This is a genomic window from Actinomadura flavalba DSM 45200 (assembly GCF_000374305.1).
GTDB classification, from domain to species: Bacteria; Actinomycetota; Actinomycetes; order Streptosporangiales; family Streptosporangiaceae; genus Spirillospora; species Spirillospora flavalba.
In genome coordinates this window covers 1,322,894-1,341,560 of sequence record NZ_KB894093.1, presented here as the reverse complement: position 1 = coordinate 1,341,560, position 18,667 = coordinate 1,322,894, and the positions used below count along the sequence as shown (strand labels likewise).

21 protein-coding genes and 1 tRNA gene are annotated in these 18,667 nt (G+C 72.9%); 14 read left to right on the top strand and 8 right to left on the bottom strand.

Annotated elements, in window-relative coordinates; genetic code table 11:
- Nucleotides 1-54: 54 nt before the first annotated feature.
- From C229_RS0106065 to dnaN, 3 genes are all read left to right on the top strand, one after another.
- Nucleotides 55-1,527 (top strand): AlkA N-terminal domain-containing protein, encoded by a 1,473-nt coding sequence (locus C229_RS0106065; protein WP_026313487.1) that lies wholly within the window; start codon nt 55-57, stop codon nt 1,525-1,527.
- Nucleotides 1,524-2,009, top strand: coding sequence for a methylated-DNA--[protein]-cysteine S-methyltransferase (locus C229_RS0106060; RefSeq protein ID WP_018654186.1), 486 nt, complete (start codon nt 1,524-1,526; stop codon nt 2,007-2,009). Before C229_RS0106065 ends, C229_RS0106060 begins: the two co-directional genes overlap by 4 nt.
- Before the next feature lie 213 nt (nt 2,010-2,222).
- The gene (gene dnaN, locus C229_RS0106055; RefSeq protein WP_018654185.1) at nt 2,223-3,368 is read left to right on the top strand and encodes a DNA polymerase III subunit beta; all 1,146 of its coding nucleotides are present in this window, start codon (nt 2,223-2,225) and stop codon (nt 3,366-3,368) included.
- Nucleotides 3,369-3,380: 12 nt separating this feature from the next.
- Here the strand turns inward: dnaN and C229_RS0106050 are convergent, their stop codons facing one another.
- Nucleotides 3,381-3,941, bottom strand: a complete 561-nt coding sequence (locus tag C229_RS0106050; protein ID WP_018654184.1) for a helix-turn-helix domain-containing protein — start codon at nt 3,939-3,941, stop codon at nt 3,381-3,383.
- A 192-nt stretch (nt 3,942-4,133) separates the two neighbouring features.
- Between C229_RS0106050 and C229_RS0106040 the strand changes: the two genes are divergently transcribed.
- Nucleotides 4,134-5,000, top strand: coding sequence for a DMT family transporter (locus tag C229_RS0106040; protein WP_018654182.1), 867 nt, complete (start codon nt 4,134-4,136; stop codon nt 4,998-5,000).
- A gap of 55 nt (nt 5,001-5,055) precedes the next feature.
- On the opposite strand, the gene C229_RS0106035 is transcribed toward C229_RS0106040, so the two are convergent.
- From C229_RS0106035 to C229_RS0106015, 5 genes are all read right to left on the bottom strand, one after another.
- Nucleotides 5,056-5,140 (bottom strand) — tRNA-Ser (locus C229_RS0106035).
- Between the two features lie 10 nt (nt 5,141-5,150).
- Nucleotides 5,151-5,588, bottom strand: coding sequence for a tRNA adenosine(34) deaminase TadA (tadA, locus tag C229_RS0106030; RefSeq protein ID WP_081639801.1), 438 nt, complete (start codon nt 5,586-5,588; stop codon nt 5,151-5,153).
- Between the two features lie 47 nt (nt 5,589-5,635).
- Nucleotides 5,636-6,058 (bottom strand): hypothetical protein, encoded by a 423-nt coding sequence (locus C229_RS0106025; protein WP_018654180.1) that lies wholly within the window; start codon nt 6,056-6,058, stop codon nt 5,636-5,638.
- A 20-nt stretch (nt 6,059-6,078) separates the two neighbouring features.
- Nucleotides 6,079-6,564, bottom strand: coding sequence for a tRNA adenosine deaminase-associated protein (locus C229_RS0106020; protein WP_026313486.1), 486 nt, complete (start codon nt 6,562-6,564; stop codon nt 6,079-6,081).
- Nucleotides 6,565-6,703: 139 nt separating this feature from the next.
- Nucleotides 6,704-6,922, bottom strand: a complete 219-nt coding sequence (locus C229_RS0106015) for a hypothetical protein (RefSeq protein ID WP_155884617.1) — start codon at nt 6,920-6,922, stop codon at nt 6,704-6,706.
- Between the two features lie 259 nt (nt 6,923-7,181).
- Here C229_RS0106015 and upp point away from each other — a divergent pair, with 259 nt between their 5' ends.
- Entirely contained in the window at nt 7,182-7,820 is a 639-nt protein-coding gene (gene upp, locus C229_RS0106010; RefSeq protein WP_026313484.1) for a uracil phosphoribosyltransferase, read from the top strand.
- A gap of 133 nt (nt 7,821-7,953) precedes the next feature.
- The gene (locus C229_RS29585) at nt 7,954-8,211 is read left to right on the top strand and encodes a hypothetical protein (protein WP_018654176.1); all 258 of its coding nucleotides are present in this window, start codon (nt 7,954-7,956) and stop codon (nt 8,209-8,211) included.
- A gap of 79 nt (nt 8,212-8,290) precedes the next feature.
- Here the strand turns inward: C229_RS29585 and C229_RS0106000 are convergent, their stop codons facing one another.
- On the bottom strand, nt 8,291-9,988 hold the full coding sequence (locus C229_RS0106000; protein ID WP_018654175.1) for a hypothetical protein: 1,698 nt from the start codon (nt 9,986-9,988) through the stop codon (nt 8,291-8,293).
- A gap of 349 nt (nt 9,989-10,337) precedes the next feature.
- Between C229_RS0106000 and C229_RS0105995 the strand changes: the two genes are divergently transcribed.
- From C229_RS0105995 to C229_RS0105980, 4 genes are all read left to right on the top strand, one after another.
- Nucleotides 10,338-10,871: a PH domain-containing protein gene (locus C229_RS0105995; protein WP_026313483.1), complete on the top strand. Its 534-nt coding sequence runs from the start codon at nt 10,338-10,340 to the stop codon at nt 10,869-10,871.
- Between the two features lie 278 nt (nt 10,872-11,149).
- Nucleotides 11,150-12,559, top strand: coding sequence for a helix-turn-helix transcriptional regulator (locus C229_RS35720; RefSeq protein ID WP_018654173.1), 1,410 nt, complete (start codon nt 11,150-11,152; stop codon nt 12,557-12,559).
- Nucleotides 12,560-12,661: 102 nt separating this feature from the next.
- Nucleotides 12,662-13,333, top strand: a complete 672-nt coding sequence (locus C229_RS0105985; protein ID WP_018654172.1) for a FadR/GntR family transcriptional regulator — start codon at nt 12,662-12,664, stop codon at nt 13,331-13,333.
- Between the two features lie 47 nt (nt 13,334-13,380).
- Nucleotides 13,381-14,619 (top strand): CynX/NimT family MFS transporter, encoded by a 1,239-nt coding sequence (locus C229_RS0105980; RefSeq protein WP_018654171.1) that lies wholly within the window; start codon nt 13,381-13,383, stop codon nt 14,617-14,619.
- A gap of 4 nt (nt 14,620-14,623) precedes the next feature.
- Here the strand turns inward: C229_RS0105980 and C229_RS0105975 are convergent, their stop codons facing one another.
- Nucleotides 14,624-14,956, bottom strand: coding sequence for a type II toxin-antitoxin system VapB family antitoxin (locus tag C229_RS0105975; protein ID WP_018654170.1), 333 nt, complete (start codon nt 14,954-14,956; stop codon nt 14,624-14,626).
- Nucleotides 14,957-15,198: 242 nt separating this feature from the next.
- Here C229_RS0105975 and C229_RS0105970 point away from each other — a divergent pair, with 242 nt between their 5' ends.
- From C229_RS0105970 to C229_RS0105955, 4 genes are read left to right on the top strand one after another with little or no spacing between them, the layout of a single operon-like run.
- On the top strand, nt 15,199-15,729 hold the full coding sequence (locus C229_RS0105970) for an EF-hand domain-containing protein (protein ID WP_018654169.1): 531 nt from the start codon (nt 15,199-15,201) through the stop codon (nt 15,727-15,729).
- 52 nt (nt 15,730-15,781) lie between these two features.
- Nucleotides 15,782-16,852: an isocitrate/isopropylmalate family dehydrogenase gene (locus C229_RS0105965; protein ID WP_018654168.1), complete on the top strand. Its 1,071-nt coding sequence runs from the start codon at nt 15,782-15,784 to the stop codon at nt 16,850-16,852.
- A gap of 1 nt (nt 16,853) precedes the next feature.
- On the top strand, nt 16,854-17,483 hold the full coding sequence (locus C229_RS34850) for a cysteine hydrolase family protein (protein ID WP_018654167.1): 630 nt from the start codon (nt 16,854-16,856) through the stop codon (nt 17,481-17,483).
- A complete protein-coding gene (locus C229_RS0105955) occupies nt 17,447-18,322 on the top strand; it encodes an SAM-dependent methyltransferase (RefSeq protein WP_018654166.1) in 876 nt (291 codons plus the stop codon). The genes C229_RS34850 and C229_RS0105955 overlap by 37 nt, the downstream gene beginning before the upstream one ends.
- Nucleotides 18,323-18,667 lie beyond the last annotated feature (345 nt).

Genomic DNA, 18,667 nt, shown 5'->3' with positions numbered 1-18,667 from the left:
TTGATGTCGAATTCTCGCCAGTGAACACCCGCGACCATCGGTGATGCTGGAGACATGCACACGGATGTGGAGCGTTGCCTCCGAGCCGTCCGGGCGAAGGACGCCCGGTTCGACGGCTGGTTCTTCACGGCCGTCCTGACCACCGGGATCTACTGCCGGCCGTCCTGCCCGGCCACCCCCAAGCCCGCCAACATGCGCTTCTACCCGAGCGCGGCGGCCGCGCAGCAGGCCGGATTCCGCGCCTGCAAGCGCTGCCGTCCCGACACCACGCCCGGTTCGCCGGAGTGGAACCACCGCGCCGACACCGTCGCCCGCGCCATGCGGCTCATCGCGGACGGCGTCGTGGACCGCGACGGCGTCCCCGGCCTCGCGACCCGGCTCGGCTACAGCGTCCGGCAGATCGAACGCCAGCTCACCGCCGAACTCGGCGCCGGACCGCTGGCCCTGGCCCGCGCGCAGCGGGCGCAGACCGCCCGGATCCTCATCGAGACGACGGCGCTGCCGATGGCCGACGTCGCGTTCGCCGCCGGATTCGCCAGCATCCGGACGTTCAACGACACCGTCCGCGAGGTGTTCGCGCTCACCCCGACCGCGCTGCGCGACCGCGTCGCGCGCGGGCACCCGTCCGCCGCGACGGGCACGCTCACGCTGCGGCTGCCGTTCCGGCGGCCGCTGTTCCCCGACAACCTGTTCGGCCACCTGGCCGCGACCGGCGTCCCCGGCGTCGAGGAGTGGCGCGACGGCGCCTACCGGCGGACGCTGCGGCTCCCGCACGGCCCCGGCATCGCCGCGCTCACCCCGAACCCCGAGTACGTCGGCCTGACGCTCACCCTCACCGACCAGCGCGACCTCGGCATCGCGATCAGCCGGTGCCGCCGCCTGCTCGACCTGGACGCCGACCCCGTCGCCGTCGACGCACTGCTCGCCGAGGACCCGGTGCTCGCGCCGCTCGTCGCCAAGGCGCCCGGACGGCGGGTGCCGCGCACCGTCGACGCCGCCGAGTTCGCCGTCCGCGCCGTCCTCGGCCAGCAGGTCTCGACGGCCGCCGCCCGCACGCACGCCGCGCGGCTCGTCACCGAGCACGGCACCCCCGTGGAGGACCCCGCCGGGGGCCTCACCCACCTGTTCCCCGACCCGGCGGCCCTGGCCTCCCTCGACCCGGACCGGCTGGCGTTCCCGCGCGCCCGCCGGACCACCCTCACCACGCTCGTCGCCGCGCTGCCGTCGCTCGACCTCGGCGTCGGCGGCGACTGGGACGAGGCCCGCGCCCGCCTGGCCGAGCTGCCCGGCATCGGGCCGTGGACGATCGAGACCATCGCGATGCGGGCGCTCGGCGACCCCGACGCGTTCCTGCCGACCGACCTCGGCGTCCGGTACGCCGCCCGCGACCTCGGCCTGCCCACCGCCCCCGGCGCCCTCACCCGGCGCGCGGCGGCGTGGCGGCCCTGGCGCGCCTACGCCGTCCAGCACCTGTGGGCGACGGGCGACCATCCCATCAACCACCTTCCCGGGAGGAACTTCGCATGAGCATCGTGCACACCGTCGTGGACAGCCCCGTCGGGCCGCTCACCCTCGTCGCCGACGGCGACGGCCTGCGCGGCTGCTACATGGACGCGCAGCGGCACCGCCCCGACCAGGCCGTCTTCGGCACCCCGGACCCGGCGCCGTTCGACGCCGCCCGCGACCAGCTCGCCGCCTACTTCGCGGGCGACCTGAAGGAGTTCGACCTGCCGCTCTCCATGCACGGGACGGACTTCCAGCGGCGCGTCTGGGACGCCCTGCGCACCATCCCGTACGGGACGACCGTCAGCTACGGGGAGATCGCCGCCGAACTCGGCAACCCGGGCGCCTCCCGCGCCGTGGGCCTGGCCAACGGCCGCAACCCGATCGGCATCATCGTCCCCTGCCACCGCGTCGTCGGTTCCACGGGAAACCTCACCGGCTACGGCGGCGGCCTGGAGCGCAAGCGCCACCTCCTCGACTTCGAACGCGGCGCCGCCCTTTTCTGAGCGACCCCGTTTCTGTCAGCGGCGCGGGTTACCGTGCTGGAAGACAGACGACGACGCGGGTTGAACCCGAACCACTCGGGTCAGCGTCGTGTCGTCCCGGAGAGCATGATCATCCGGAGCGAAGTGAGGATGATCATGCTCTCCGGGACGACACTAAAGAGGCGCTGACCCCGGTCGCGCGGAGGCGCGACCCATGAACACAGAGGTGGAGCAATGGTCGAGTTCCGGGTGGAGCGGCAGGCGCTGGCCGACGGCGTCGCCTGGGCCGCGCGCACGATCCCGTCCCGTCCGGCGCTGCCGGTGCTCGCCGGGATGCTCGTGGAGGCGGGGGAGGGCGGGCTGACGCTCGCCGGGTTCGACCATGAGGTGTCGGCGCGGGCGCGGGTCGACGCCACCGTCACCGAGCCGGGCCGCGTGCTCGTGCCGGGGCGGCTGCTCACCGAGATCGTCCGCAGCCTGCCCGCGCAGCCGGTGGAGGTCACGGCGAAGGGGTCGGAGGTCGTGGTGCGGTGCGGCAGCGCCGAGTTCGGGCTCCAGATCATGCCCGTGGAGGACTACCCCACGCTGCCCGAGCCGCCCGCGCGGGCGGGCACCGTCCCGGCGGACGCGTTCGCGGCGGCCGTCGCGCAGGTCGTCCCGGCCGCCGGGCGCGACGACACGCTCCCGATGCTGACGGGCGTCCGGATGGACTTCGACGGCGCCGTGCTGCGGCTGGCCTGCACCGACCGGTACCGCATCGCGGCCGTCGAGCTGCCGTGGTCGCCCGCTTCGGAGGACTTCCGCACGGGCATCGTCGTCCCGGCCCGCACGCTGGCCGACACCGCCAAGGCGATCCGTCCCGGTGCGGACGTCGCGCTCGACCTCACCGGCTCCGCCGACACGCTGCTCGGCGTGTCCGGCGGGGGCCGCAGCATGACGACGCGCCTCCTGGACGACCAGTTCATCGACTACCGCTCCCGGCTGACCGGCACCTGGTCGTCGGTGGCGCGCATCGAGACGGCCCCGTTCGTCGAGGCGATCAAGCGGGTGGCGCTCGTCGCCGAACGCAACACCCCGGTCCGGCTGGCGTTCACGTCCGGCACGGTGCAGATCCGCGCCGCGTCCGGCGACGCCGCCCGCGCCAACGAGAGCATCCCCGCCGACCTCGACGGCGACGACATCGACATCGCGTTCAGCCCGCAGTACCTCCTGGACGGCCTGGCCGGCGTCCACAGCCGCCTGGCCCGCCTGGAGTGCACGGCCCCCACCAAGGCCGCCCTGCTCACCGGCGTCCCCGACCCGAAGGGCGACGACGAACCCGACCTCACCGCCGACACCGGGTTCCGCTACCTGGCGATGCCGGTCCGCCTCACGGGCTGAGCGCCGTCCCGGTCAGAGGTCGAGGACGGCCATGACGAAGCGGACCGGGGCCGTCGTCTCGTTGGCGAAGGCGTGCGGGCGGTCGCCGACGAAGACGGCGGCGGTGCCGGTGGGGAGGCGGTCGACGCGGCCGTCCACGGTGAGGGTCAGGGTGCCCTCGCGGACGTGGACGATCTCCTTGGTGCCGGGGGCGTGGGCGTCGCTGTCGCGGATCTCGCCGGGCGGCAGCGTCCAGTCCCACAGTTCCAGCGACGGGCGCGGGTCGCTGCCCGCCAGCAGCGTGCCGGTGCCGCCGTCCGGGCCGCGCCACAGCTCGATCTGCCGTCCGGGCGGGAACAGCCGGACGGCGGGCGTCTCCTCGACCTGCACGAGCCGGGTCAGCGCGACGCCGAGCGCGTCGGCGATGCGGATGAGCGTGCCGAGGTTGGGGTTGCCGCGGCCCTGTTCGAGCCCGACGAGCACGCCCTTGCTGACGCCGGAGCGGCCCGCCAGCTCGTCCAGGCTCCAGCGGTGCTCGGCCCGCAGCGCCCGCACGGTCCGCGCGACGGCCTCGGCGACGTCCTGATCGCTCATCCGGCCAGGGTAACGAGACCCGGTGGTCGGTATAGTGATACTTGTGGTTCGCTGAAATGACCGACCGAGGAATGCGCCCATGCTCACCCCCTACGACCACGACCGGCTGCGCGCGGCGGGCGACGCCCTCGCGTCCCGCCTGCGCGCCATCACCCCCGGCGCAGGCATCGCCGTCGCACTGGTCACCGCCTGATGGTCACGGTCCTCGCGCTCGGCGCGGCCCTGGCCTACGGCGCCGCCGACTTCCTGGGCGGCGCCGTGTCGCGACGCTCGACGGCCGTCCGCACCGTGCTGTGGTGCGTCCCGATCGGCCTCGCCGGGCTCGTCGCCGTGTCGCTGCTCGCCGGTGGACGTCCCGCGTCCGGGCCGCTCGGCTGGGGGTTCGCCGCCGGGCTCGCGGGCGGTATCGGGCTGATCGCCCTGTACCGGGCGCTGGCGCGCGGCCCGATGAGCGTCGTCGCGCCCGTGTCGGCGCTGGCGGCGGCCGTGCTCCCGGTCGGCGTCGGCGTGCTGCGCGGCGAACGCCTGGACGGTCCCGTCGTCGCCGGGGTGCTGCTGTGCCTGGCCGCGATCGGCCTGGTGAGCATGGAACGCGACGAGCGGCGCCGCGACGCCGCGTCCGGGCTCCTGGAGAACGGGCCGCTCCTGGCGGCGGTGTCCGGGCTCTGCTTCGGCGTCTTCTACATCCTGCTCAAGGAGGCGGGCGACTCGGCCGGGCTGTGGCCGATCGTCGGTGCGCGCGTCGGGAACCTCGCCGTCGTCCTGGTCGCGGCCGGGGTGCTGCTCGTCCGGCACGGCGCGCTCCCCGGCCCGCCCGTCCGGGGCCGCGCCACCCTCGCCCTGGTCGTGCTGTCGGGCCTCCTGGACGCGGGCGCCAACGCCCTCTACTTCCTGGCCGCCCAGGCGGGCCTGCTGAGCCTCGCCGCCGTCCTGACCTCGCTGTACCCGGCCGTGACGGTCCTGCTGGCCCGCGTCGTCTACGCCGAACGCCTGCGCGCCGTCCAGCGCCTCGGCCTGGCCGTGGCCATCGCCGGCGTGGCCCTGGTCACCGTGGGCTGACCCCGGAAACGACGGAAGCCGCCGGTCCGAAGACCAGCGGCTCACGCGCGGAACGCGGTGGTGGTGGGATTCGAACCCACGGAAGCTTGCACTTCACACGCTTTCGAGGCGTGCGCCCTCGTCCACTAGGCGACACCACCGCGACAGAGCCTACCGGACTCTGCGGGTGGCGAAGAACTCGATCAGGAGTGCGGCGCACTCGTCCGGCAGGACCTCGGCGGCCACCTCGGGACGGTGGTTGAGACGGCGGTCGCGGACGACGTCCCACAGCGAGCCGACCGCGCCCGCCTTGGCGTCCACCGCGCCGTACACGATCCGGTCGACCCGGGCCTGGACGGACGCGCCCGCGCACATCGTGCACGGCTCCAGCGTCACCACCAGCGTGCAGCCCGACAGCCGCCACGTGCCGAGCGCGGCGGCGGCGGCGCGCAGCGCGACGATCTCCGCGTGGCCGGTCGGGTCGCCGGTGCGCTCCCGGTCGTTGCGCCCGGCGCCGACGACCGTCCCCGCCGCGTCCACGACGATCGCGCCCACCGGCACCTCGCCCTCGGCGAACGCCGTCCGCGCCTGCGCCAGCGCCGCCCGCATCGCGGGAACGTACTCGGGATAGGCGTCCGTGGAGTCGGCCACGACGGTCAGCCGCGCAGCCGCTCGAACGCGTCACCGAACCCGGCCAGCTCCGCGATGGTCAGCAGCGCGTCACCGGGCAGGCCGCCGTCGGCCAGGTCGTCGAGGTGGGCGCCCGCGACGCCGAGGTCGGCCAGGACGCCCGACGTGCCGGTCGTGTCGCCGAGGAGCGGCTGGAGCAGCCCGCCCAGGCCGTCGTCGCGGGGCGCCGAGCAGTATCCGCGCGGCTGCCCGAACCCGTCCAGCCGGAGCACGGCGAACCAGTCGCCGTCCTGCTCCAGCAGGAACACGACGAGGTCGGCGGACATCTCCGCCGACGTGACGCGCATCAGGTCGGCGAGGTCGTCGAAGGACTCCGCCTCACCGGGGTCGGCGGCGAAACCCGCCCAGCCGTCGGCGGAGCGGGCGAACACGGCGGCGAAGGACGGCACGGCCCCATTCTGGACCACGTTCAGCCCAGCGCGTCGAGCGCCCGTTCAAAGGCGACGGCGAACCCGAGGCGGCCGGCGATGCTGAGCAGCATCTCGTCGGGATACAGGTCGAGGTCGCCGGAGATCGCGCCCAGCTCCATCTCGTCCAGGCCGAGGTCGGCGAAGATCGACATGTCGCCCACCGGGAGGACCTGGTCGAGTTCCTCGTCCTCGGGGACGGGGATGTCGAGCACGTCCAGCACCTGCCGGGCCAGCGGCCAGTCGACCGAGGCCGTCACGTCGGAGAGGAACAGCATCTCGTCGTCGCCCAGCAGGCGGATCGCGACGAAGAAGTCGTCGCCCGCCGACACCAGGCCGATCGTGCCGCCGAGACTCGGCTGCTGACGCAGCGCGTGCACCAGGCCGTCGAGGTCCTCGGTGAGGGCCACGGGGAGGATCTCGACCTCCCAGCCGTCGTCCTCCCGATATACGACGACGGCGAAGTCCGTCGCGTCAACATCCGTCATGTCCACCCCACCGGCGCGGTTCCTGGCCAGGGCATGGTCGCAGATGCAGCGCGCCCTCGCGTGCCTCCCGCCGAAACCCGTTCCGGTGGGAGCAGCGGCGTTCCGGGCACGCCACCGCCGGAGAATCTACTGGATCGCGTCAGTTGATGCGGTACGTCCGGCGGCGCAGCACCGCGTGGATGCGGGCCCGGCGCGAGCGGTGCGGGGTCACCCGGCGGCGCAGTTCCCGCGCCTCGGCCAGTTCCCGCAGGAACGCCGCGCGGCGGCGCAGATGGTCCCTGATCTCTTCCTGCGTCAGCTCCCGCGCGAGCGGCGAACCGTCGCCCCGCACGGGCGGGTCCGGTGCGGACGGGCGCACGCGGACCACCCGCGCTCGATGCTGTTCCCGTTCTGAAGCCATATCGTCATACTGCCCGAAAGGACTGCGTTTATTGCCGCGCCTCCGGCGCGGCGGGGTCGGGGCCCCTTTGGCACCGCTCCAGAGGCCATGATCATCCTCACTTCGCTCCGGATGATCATGGCCTCTGGAGCGGCGCGGCCCCGACCCGTGATGGCTCACGTTCACACCTCACGATCGTCGGCCTGACCGGGCGCGGAGCACGGGTACGGTGATCCACATGCAGACCCTTGCCGTCGACCACCCGCTCGTCGCGCACAAGCTGACGACGCTGCGGGACGTCCGGACCGACTCTCCGACGTTCCGCCGCCTCGCCGACGAACTCGTCACGCTGCTGGCCTACGAGGCCACCCGCGACGTGCGCGTCAACCCCGTCACGGTGCAGAGCCCGCTCGTCCCGGCGGCGGGCGTCCAGCTCGCCAGCCCCAAGCCGCTCGTCGTCCCCATCCTGCGCGCCGGGCTCGGCATGCTCGACGGCATGACGCGGCTGCTGCCGACCGCCGAGGTCGGCTTCCTCGGCATGATCCGCGACGAGGGCTCGCTCCAGGCCCAGACGTACGCGACGCGGCTGCCCGACGACCTGTCCGGCCGCCAGTGCTACGTCCTCGACCCGATGCTCGCGACCGGCGGCACCCTCGCCGCCGCGATCCGGCTGCTGTTCGACCGCGGCGCCGACGACGTCACCGCGCTGTGCCTGCTCGCCGCGCCCGAGGGCCTGCGCTACCTGGAGGACGCCTTCGCCGGCACCGACGCGCCCGTCCGCGTCGTCACCGCCGCGATCGACGAGCGCCTCAACGACCAGGGCTTCATCATCCCCGGCCTCGGTGACGCGGGCGACCGCCTGTACGGAGTCGTGTAGACGTTCACAGGTTCGTCCCGTAGTCACACTGGGTAGTAGGTCATCACGGAACGTCAGGATCGTTCCCCTCGCCCGCACCGGCACTCTGGACGGTTGCGGACCGGCGTGGCGCGAGCGAGTTCAAGGATGCGTGATGGCTCTCCACGGGGACGACGACCAGCCGGTGTACGAGAAGATCGACGAGCGGCTCACCGCCGAGTTCGCGGCGGTGCACCCGCCCGACACGGTCACCCGCTGCGTCGCCGCCGCACGGCATGGCGCGCTAGAGGTCGTGGGCTCCGCCGAGCCCGTCCTGGTCGAACGAATCGCCCGCAAACACCTTGAGGTCCTGGCCCTCGTCGAGGCCGAGCGCCGCCGCCGACGCCCGCGCAACGCCCCGTCACCGGGCTGACGCGCGACGGGGTTCGGCGGAACGCACCGACGGGGCCCGCGCCGCGCAACGCCCCGTCGGTGCGTTCGACCGGGCTACATCAGTAGAACCCGAGTCCCGCCTGGTTCCAGTTCCGGCCCTTATGGTGCCAGTGCACGTGCAGGTTGCCCGTGAGATACCTCGTAGGGATGCCCCGGTTGGCGTTCACGGTGCACTGGGCGCGGTAGATGTTTCGACGAGTCCCGTTGATGTGAATCTCGGAGCCCTTGGCATCCGGCCAGCATCGGTACATGACGTGTCTGCGCTGGCTCATCTTGCACGTGCGCGGCCCGTTCTTGTCGTTGGACGGCTTCGATTTCCCCAGCCACCTCCACGCTGGGAAGGTGCGGTTCCTCACGTCCAAGCTCGGATACGCGCACATGTGTAGTGTTGCCGCCGCGGCGGCAACGCTACGCCCGGCAATCGAACCTTCCTCCGGGACTGGAGGGACGTCCTGATCGGCGGGTTCGGGAAGCGGCACGATGATGTGGCCGCGTGCGGCGACGTGTACATGAACCGTGCCGGCGCTGTGGTTGGTGAGGGTGACCTTGCCGTCCTCGCCGCCCCCGGCGAGCAGTTCGTGCTTGGACACCGTCGGGCGGGTGGGATCGAAGTCGATGCTCGTGGTGACGGGATCGGGGTCTCCGGCGCGGTAAATCGAGAGTCCGCCCCGTGTAGTGGGTGCCGACGCCGTGATGGTGGCGGCGGCCGCGGCGACCATGTCTGGGTCTTCGCCGGGAAGTGTGGTGGCCGTGAAGGAGACGGACGCTCCCGGCGCCAAAGGCGAAGTGCCGCCCGCGGTGCCCACGCCAGAGGCGGTGTCCAGCAGAACCTGCGAACCCAGAGGGCGGTAGCGGCCCTCCTCGGGGTCTTGGTGGCTTTGGAAGTAGCCGTGGTAGCGGACTGCGACCTTCACCGGGATCACGCCGTGGTTGGTCAGCTTGAGCTTTCCACTCGTCGTTAGCTGCGCGACGTCGGTGACGCTGGTGGCCTCGTTCTTGCGATAAGTGAGAGAGGCCAGTTGGGGATCAGGCTGGTCGGAGGGGTAGACCGAGACCCATCCCGATCGTGTCTGCTCGGTGACGGTGAGTTCGAACATGACGCCAGTAGCTCCCGAGGCGGGGAGGGGATCGACGCCTGCGGCGTCGACCTCGACGGTGGCGCCGGCGGCCAGCGGTATCTGCTCACCGCGGAAGTCGAAGGGCCAAGCGCTCTCGTCCTCGGGGTCCGGGATGGGCGTCAGGACCGGGTGGAACGCACTTCCCTGGCCGGGGGCGTCAGTGAAGTATCCGCGCATATACGCCGCCGCGTGCGCTGGGCCGTTGCTGTTGTTGACGATGGTTATTCTTCCGGTGTCCGAGAGCGGGGTGATGTCGGCCGCCGCTCCGCCGCACTTCTCCGAGTCGAACGAGACGATCGGGCTCAACGACGGTTGGTCGGACGGGTGCACGGAGAAGGTCCCGGGCGCGGGCGGGCAGTCCATCGCCTGCACGCTCAGCGCCACAGCGGTGACGTTCGTCGTGGGGACGCCGTTCTGGCCGGTCACCTGGAAGGTGACGGACTGTCGCGCCGGGATGGGGTCGGTGCCCGGCGTCCCCTTGGCGCGACGAGTGTCGAGCAGGGAGCGGGGAGCGATGGCAACGAACGTGCTGTCCGCTTGGGTGTTCACTTGGTTGGCGGCTGTGTCCCGCGCTCCGGCCGGGGTCGACATCAGCCCTGCAACGGTCAGTGCGACGGCGGCCACGGACGCGAAGCCCATGGGAAAAGAAACACGCACTCAGTCCTGCCTTCTTCGGAGGGTGAGAGCGATCCTGTCACGGTACGTTCGCGTCATCACTGGCGCGGCCGCGCGACTTCCCGTCGCCGAGCGGCGACCGTCTCGGGCTCGCGAGCGGTATGTCGCCGCGACGCCGCCGGGAGGGGTTCGGCGCGTGCTTTGCCGGGCATGAGGGCTGTGCGAGACTGGCCGGGGGTTCGGGTCGTCACGCTCTGGGAGGCAGTCGTGCCCGCCATGTCGTCGAGGGTGAGATTCCCGGCCCGTCCGCGCTCGCGCGCGGGCGGCGCCCCCGTCCCGACCGCCGTCGTCACCGCACCCTGCTGAGGCCGCCATGAGACTCGTGACCCCCGGCGACTCCGCTCCGGCGTCGGTGAACAAGTACCTGCTCCCGCACGAGACGCAGGTCATCACGGTGCGGCGGCATCCCGCCGTGCTCATGGTCCCGGTCGGGCTGGTGCTCGGCGGGCTGATCGTCGCGGGCGTGCTGAGCAACGTGGCCGCCTCCGGCGACAGCGGCGGCCTGATCAGCTGGATCTGGTGGGCGTGGCTGGCGCTGCTGGCCTGGTTCGTGTGGCGGGTCGCGGAGTGGTCCGTCGACTACTTCGTCATCACCAACCAGCGGATGCTGCTGACGACGGGCCTGATCACGCGCAACGTCGCGATGATGCCGCTGGCCAAGGTCACCGACATGGGGTTCAAGCGGTCGATCACCGGCCGGATGCTCGGGTACGGCGAGTTCGTGATGGAGTCCGCCGGTCAGGACCAGGCGCTCGACCGCGTCCCGTACCTGCCGTATCCGGAGCAGTTGTACCTGGAGGTCTGCGAGATGATCTTCCCGAACAAGAACGCCACCGCCGACGACTGAACGCCCGAACGCCGTCAGTCTCTGACGAAATTCGACATTACCGGCGTGGTGGCTGTAGTCCGGCGGAGTGTCCGATAATGTCGATGGCAAGCGCGGTTCTCCGGCTGCGTGCACCCCGGGCCGGTCCGCCGCGCGGTCCTGCCGAGCCACGGCGGGCCGGGGAACCGAACGAGTGATCTCGACTCGTGCCGTCTGGTTACTCTCCCTGTGAGATGACCGGCGATGTGCAATCATGTCGGCACCCCAGCCGCCTGATTACTTCCGCTAAGTGAGTTCACATGCCGGGTCCAGGCAACGTCGGCGAACGCGTCCGCAACCTGCGGCTGACCAGACGCCTGTCGCAGGCGCAGCTCGCCGGTCACGATCTCTCCGACAGCTACATCTCGTTGATCGAGTCCGGAAAACGGACGCCGACCCCGACCGTCCTGCGGATGCTCGCCGAACGCCTCGGCTGCACCCCCGAGTACCTCGCCGAGGGCGTCGAACCCGAACAGCGGGCCCACCTGGAGGTCCGCGAGCGGCACGCGCGGCTCGTCCTGCTCGCCGGTGACGCCACCGCCGCCGAGACCGCCTTCGCCGACATCCTCGCCCGCGCCGACGACGTCGACCTCACCACCCGCGCCCGCTGGGGCCGCGCCCGCGCGCTGGAGGAACTCGGCCGCGTCGAAGAGGCCATCGCGCTCTTCGAGGAGCTGCGCGAGCAGGCCGACCGCGACCCCGGCCGCGCCAGCCGCCTGCCCCCGGTGATCGCGCTGGCCCGCTGCTACCACGCCGTCGGCGACCTCGGCCAGGCCGTCGCGCTCGGCGAACGCGCCCTCGAACGGCTCGACCGCTTCGGCCTCACCGCCGGTGAGGAGTACGCCGAGGTCGTCCGCACCCTGCTCATGGGCCATGTCGACCGATCCGACCTGGTCCGCGCGCACGAACTCGGCCGGGGCCTGGACGTCGGCGGCGGCGAGCCGCTGAGCGTCCGCTACCAGCGGGCCAGCCTGCGCGCGCTCGACGAGGGCGCCATCGGCGACTCGCTGCACTTCGCCGACCAGGCCCTCGCGACCCGCGCGGCGGGCGAGCCCGACCGGGCCCGCGCCCGGCTGCGGCTGGCCGCCGCGAAGGCGCTGCTGCGCGGCGTCCCGTCGTTCTCGGCGGCGGCGCCGGAACCGGTGCGGCCTGGCGCGGAACGTCCGGCCGCCGGTCCGGACGCCGCCCGCGACGCGCTCGACCTGCTCACCGAGCTGGACGGGCTCGCCCCCGCCGAGGCCGCCGAGGCGGCGATCGAGCGGGCCCGCGCCCTCGTGCTCGCCGGGGAGGCCCGCGACGCCGTCGCCGCCCTGGAGGAGTTCCTGGAGCGGGGCATGGCCCTCGCCGTGTCGAGAAGCTTCAGCCCCGCCCCCGGCCCGGACGGCGCGCTGCGCGTGCAGCGGACCGTCCAGGCGCGCCTGGTCCTGGCCCGCGCGCGCCTCGCCCAGGACGACGCGAACGCCGCGCTCGTCGTCCTGCGGGCGGCCCAGGCCGCCCTGCCGGACGCGGGCGTCCCCTCCCGTCCCGCCGCCCAGCTCCACCGCGAGCTCGGTGACCTCTTCGCCGCCGCCGGGGACCACCCGGCCGCCACCGACGCCTACCGTTCCGCCCTCACCGCCGCCGGTCTGCCCCTTCCGTCCGCCCGCGCCACGACCTGCGAACGCGTCTGACGAGACCAGCGTCACGCCCGTTCGAGCAGATCCCGGTCGGCCCCGGGGCCTTGGGTGAGGTAAACATGGGATGACTGGTTGATCCGAGGTTCGGGAGGGCTCATGACGCTGCGCACCGCGCGCCGGTCGTCGCTCGTCGAGCAGGTGATCGAGCAGCTCCGCGCCGAGATCGCCGCGGGCGCGTGGCCCGTCGGCGGCAAGATCCCGCCCGAACCGGTCCTGTCGGAGACGCTCGGCGTCGGACGCAACACCGTGCGGGAGGCCGTGCGGGCGCTGTGCCACGCCGGTCTCCTGGAGGGACGCCAGGGCGACGGCACCTACGTCACCGCGACGAGCGAGCTGTCCGGCGCCGTCCGCCGCCGACTGGAGACGGCCGAGCTGATCGAGATCCTGGAGGTCCGGCGCGGGCTGGAGGTCGAGGCCGCGCGGCTCGCCGCGCTGCGCCGCACCCCCGCCGACGTCGAGGCCATCGGCGCCGCCCTCGCCGCCCGCGACGCCGCGTTCGCCGCCGGCGACCACGACGGGTTCGTCGAGGCCGACCTGCGCTTCCACACCACGGTCGTGGAGGCGACGCACAACCGCGTCCTCACCGACCTGTACCGCGACTTCAGCGCCGTGCTGCGCGCCAGCATCGGCGCGGCGGGCTCGCTCCTGGCGCACGCCGACGTCCCGCACGGCCCGATCGCCGCGGCCGTCCGCGCCGGGGACGCCGACGCGGCCGTCGCCGCCACGCACGCGTGCCTCGACCAGATCCTGCGCTCCACACGCGCCTGAACCCCCCATCCGGCACCGACCCGCGCACCCGCGCAGACCAAAGGCTCATGAACGTTCTCCGCCCCGCCCGGCTCCAGGCCGCCTGGACCCTCGCCGGACTCGTCCTGCTCACCGTCAACCTGCGCGCCGCGATCACCGGCGTGCCCCCGCTGATCAGCGACCTGCGCGACGCGCTCGGGCTGTCCGGGGTGCAGGTCAGCGTGCTGACGACGCTGCCCGTGCTGTGCCTCGGCCTGTTCGCGGCGCTGGCGCCGGTCGCGGCGCGGCGGTTCGGCACCGAGACGGCCATCACCGGGGCGCTGCTGCTGATCACAGCGGGGATCGTGCTGCGGATCGTCCCGGCCGCGCCCGCGCTGTTCGGTGGAACGGTCCTGGCCGGTGCGGGCATCGCGATGGGCAACGTGCTCGTCCCGGCCGTCGTCAAGCGGGCCTTCCCGGACCGGATCGGGTCGCTGACCGGGCTGTCGATGATGCTGATGGCGTCCAGCGGCGCCGTCGCGGCGGGCCTCGCGGTGCCGCTGGACGGCGCGGGCGGCTGGCGGCTCGCGCTGGCGTTCTGGGCGGTGCCGTCGTTCGTCGCGGCCCTGGTGTGGGGGCCGCTCGCGCTGCGCGGACGCCGCGTCCCCGCCCCGCCCGAGCCGCCGCGCGCGACGGGCTCGCTGCTGCGCGACCCGCTCGCCTGGCACGTCACCGCGTTCATGGGCCTGGCGTCGCTGATGTTCTACGTGCTCATGTCGTGGCTGCCCTCGGTGATGCGCGACGCGGGCACCGACGCCGCGACGGCCGGGCTCATGGTCTCGGTCATGATGTTCATCGGCATCCCGCTCGGCTACGTCGTGCCCGTCGCGGCGGCCCGCATGCGCGACCAGCGCCCGCTGATCGTCGGCCTCGGCGCGCTCATGGCGGTGGCGCTCGGCGGCCTGGTCGTCGCGCCCGGCGCGGGCTGGACGTGGGTGGTGCTGCTCGGCGTCGCGACCGGCTCGGCGTTCCCGCTCGCGGTGACGCTGCTGAGCCTGCGCGCGCCGAACCCGTCGATCGCGGCGCGGCTGTCGGGGATGGCGCAGACGTTCGGCTATCTCGGCGCGGGCATCGGCCCGTTCGCGGTCGGGCTGCTCCGCGACGTGACGGGCGGCTGGACGGTCGCGCTCACCGTGCTCCTGCTGCTGGTGCTGCCCGAGGTGGTGTTCGGGCTGCTGGCCGCGCGTCCCGGGCTCGTCCGCCCGGCGGTGTCGCCGCGCCTGGTCGAGCCGAAGGACGTCCCCGCCGCCCGCTACGCCCGCCGCTGACGCGTCAGCGCTGCTCGGCGCTGCGCGCGGCGCCGGACCCGATCGCGTCCAGGTCGAGGACGCGGGCGTGCAGCACGGTGCGCTGGTGCAGCGCGGCGCGCAGCGCGCGGTGCAGGCCGTCCTCCAGGTAGAGGTCGCCGTGCCACTGGACGACGTGCGGGAACAGGTCGCCGTAGAAGGTGGAGTCCTTGGCGAGCAGGGACTGGAGGTCGAGTTCGCGCTTGGTGGCGATGAGCTGGTCCAGCCGGACCTGCCGAGGCGGGATGCGCGCCCAGTCGCCGGACGAGAATCCGTGGTCGGGATAGGGCTTTCCGTCACCTACCGCCTTGAAAATCACGCTCGAAGTCTACGGCGTCTCCCGGAACGGCCGCCGCCGTTCCGGAGGTCAGCGGACGATCCAGAGATCGGGGCCGAACCACCGAGGCATAGCGGAATTAGGCGGACAAGCACGTGCATTAGCCGTTCACATCGACTATTCACTCTGTTGCTGCACCGTCACGGAGTGTTATGGTCGGCGCAAGCGGGAACCCCGGCTCCCGCCTCCGCGCACCCGTGGTGGTCAACGGAAAGGTGGTAACGATGCAGCAGGCGGTCATCGACCGAGCACGACTCGTCTTCACCCTCTTCGACGCCGACGGCAGCGGCGAACTCGAAGCCCACGACTTCGAGCTGATGGCCGCCCGCGTCGCCGCCGCGGCGCCCGGCTCCAGCGAGACCGACAAGGCGGCCATGCTCGCCGCCTTCCGCCGGTACTGGACGACGCTCGCCGCCGAACTCGACGTCGACCGCAACGGCCGCATCACCTTCGAGGAGTTCCGCGCCTGCGTGCTCTCCCCCGAGCGCTTCAGCGCCGCGCTGGACGACTTCGCCGAATCCCTCGCCGCCCTCGGCGACCCCGACGGCGACGGCCGCATCGAACGCGACCGGTTCACCGCCCTCATGACCGCCATCGGCTTCGCACGGCCCAACATCGACGCGCTCTTCGACGCGTTCGGCCCGTCGGACGACGACCGCATCGAGGTCCCGGTCTGGATCACCGGCATCAAGGACTACTACAGCCCCGACAAGACGGGAATCCCGGGCGACCAGCTCGTCGGCACGCCCACCTGAACCCTGCTCCGACCCGCCCGCAGTGACCGCCCCGGCCGACGAAGGAGCACGAGTGCAACCCGTCATCGGACTCGCCGTCGGCCGGGGCACCGGCCCCGAACTCGCCGCCGTCTTCGAACGCGTACTGGCCAGGATCACCGACGTCCACGCCACCGACGTCGGTGTCGTCCGGTCCGACCGGATCTACCACTCGTACGCGTCGCTCGGCACCGGCGCCGGGATCGACCGCGCCCGCGACCTCACCCGTGACGACGCCGACCACTACACCGACTTCTGCCGCACCCAGGCCGCCCTCGGCACCACGGCCGTGTTCCGCACGGCGATCAACGCCCAGTCGCTCTACCTCGTCCGGCAGCGCCTCCGGGCGGTCAAGGTCGACCTCATCGCCGGCCGGGACGTGTCGCTGCTGCTCGTCCGCGACGCCGCCCAGGGCTTCTACACCGGTGAGAACATCCACGTCGCCGACGCGCTCGTCCGCACCATGACGTTCAGCCGCGAGATCACCGCGAAGGTCGTCGCGTTCGCGCTCGACCGCGCCCGCCGCCAGTGGCCCGACGGCGGCGCCGACGAGATCGTCATGGCCTACAAGTTCCACCTGCTCGACGGCGCCCTCGACGGCTGGGCCGCCGAATGCGCCGCCCGGCACGGCGTCCGCATCCGGCTCTGCCAGCCCGACACCGTCAACCGCGACCTGGTCGAGCGGGGTCCGGCGCCGCGCACGCTCATCATCGCCGGCAACGAATGGGCCGACATCATGCACGTCATGCTGCTCGACCGGTTCGCCTCCGAACGGCAGGAGAGCCGCAGCACCGAGAACGTCTACCTGCACCCCGACGTCGCCGGGCTCGCCGAATACCAGACGGTGCACGGCTCCGCCGACGACCTGGCGGGCACGAACACCGTCAACCCCGTCGCGACCGTGCGCGCCGCCGCGATGATCGCGGAACGGCACGCGGGCTGCGCGGGAGCGGTGCGCCAGGTCGAGCAGAGCCTCGCGGCGCTGGCCCGGCGCGGCGTCGGCACCCCCGACACCGGCGGCGCGCACTCCACGACCGCCGTCGTCGACGCGCTGATCGACGCGCTTGAACCGGAGCGGCGCCCGCTCCAGACGGCGGAGTCCTGACGTGGAGACGACGGCGCTGCTCGTGATCGACCTACAGAACGACTTCTGCACCGGGCCGACTGCCGCCGCACGCCATCCAGGCTCCCTGCCGCGGATCGGGGAGGTCGCCCGCAACACCGCGCGGGCCGTCGAACGCGCCCGCGCCGACGGCGTCGAGGTGATCTTCGTCCGCTTCGTCGGCGACCCCGGATACCAGGGGCCGAGCTGGCGGCGTCGCGACCGCGTCCTCGGCAAGCGTCCCAAATGCCTGGAGAACACGTGGGGCGCCGAGTTCTGCGAGGTCATCCCCCGGCCCGGCGAGGCCGTCTTCACCAAGTACGCCTGCTTCGACGCCTTCCTCGACCCGGGCCTGGAACGGCACCTGACCGGGGCGGGCGTCGAACGGCTCGTTCTCGCGGGCCTCTACACCGACGTCTGCGTCGACTCCACCGCCCGCACCGCGTTCCAGAAGGGCTTCCACATCACCGTCCTGACCGACTGCACCGCCGCGCTGCACCTCGACGACGCCGACGTCCTGCGCTTCATGACCGCCGTCTACGGCGCGCGCACCACGACCCACGACCGCTGGTCGCCCCTCGCCCCGCAGGAGGACGCGTGCTCGCCCCCGGCGTCCAACACGGCGTCGCGCTGACGGCCCTGCTCGTCGCCGCCGCCCGCGCCATCGAGACCCACCGCCCCGACGCCCTCGCCGCCGACCCGTACGCCGAGCACTTCGTCCGCGCCGTCCCCGCGTCCGCGTCCTGGCCCACCCATCCAGCGGACGTCCCGGACGGCGACGCCGACCCGCTGTGGGGCAGGCTCGGCCGCTACTTCGGCCTGCGCACCCGCGTCCTGGACGACCACCTGCTGCGCGCCGCCCGGACCGGCGCCCGGCAGATCGTGCTGCTCGGCGCCGGACTGGACACCCGCGCGCTGCGCCTCGCCTGGCCGCCCGGACGGACCGTCTACGAACTCGACCGCGCGGACGTCCTGGCGTTCAAGGACGACGTGCTCGGCCCCCTCCCCGCCGCCCCGGCCGCGACTCGGCGCACCCTCGCGGCCGATCTTCGCGACGACTGGGCCCCGGCGCTGCTGGCCGCCGGGTTCGACCCGTCCGTCCCGTCCGCCTGGCTGGCCGAGGGACTGCTGCTCTACCTTCCGCCCGCCGCCGAACGCCGCCTGATCGCCACCGTCGACCGGCTCAGCCCCGCCGGAAGCACGCTGGCGTTCGAGGTGAAGACCGGCTGGGAGTCCGGCCCCGTCCGCGCCAACCCCGTCTACACCGCCGCCCGCGCCATCGGCGTCGACCTGCTCGCCCTCTTCGACGCGGCCCCACGCCCCGACTCCGTCGCCGACCTGGCCGCCCGAGGCTGGACGCCCACCGTCCGCACCCCCTTCGACTTCACCCGCCACCACGGCCGAGGCCCCCTCCCCGAACCCGACGACGCCCTGGCCGCCAACCGCTGGATCTTCGCCGCCAAACCCTCCTGACCCGACATGATCCGGAATGTGACGAAGGCCGATGTCCACCGCGTACTCGGCATTCGTCCTAGGTGATCACCGGCGCGGCGTATTCCTCTCGTTCCACTGCACAGCCGGATCGTTCGGGACGGCGGGACGAGCAGGCGCGACGCCCGCGACGACGCGCGCACGGTTCGATGACAGCCGAACCAAATTCCTGTCACCCGCGCATAATGACCCGTTCCAAAATGGCGGCGCTTCGACGGGGTGATTGGTTCTTTGTGACCGTTCGGCGGATTTGACTGTCCTTTTGCGGAACGGGGAACTACAAAGGCCGTGCGGATCTCGGGGGTTCGCGCGGACGGTCCGGCGCGG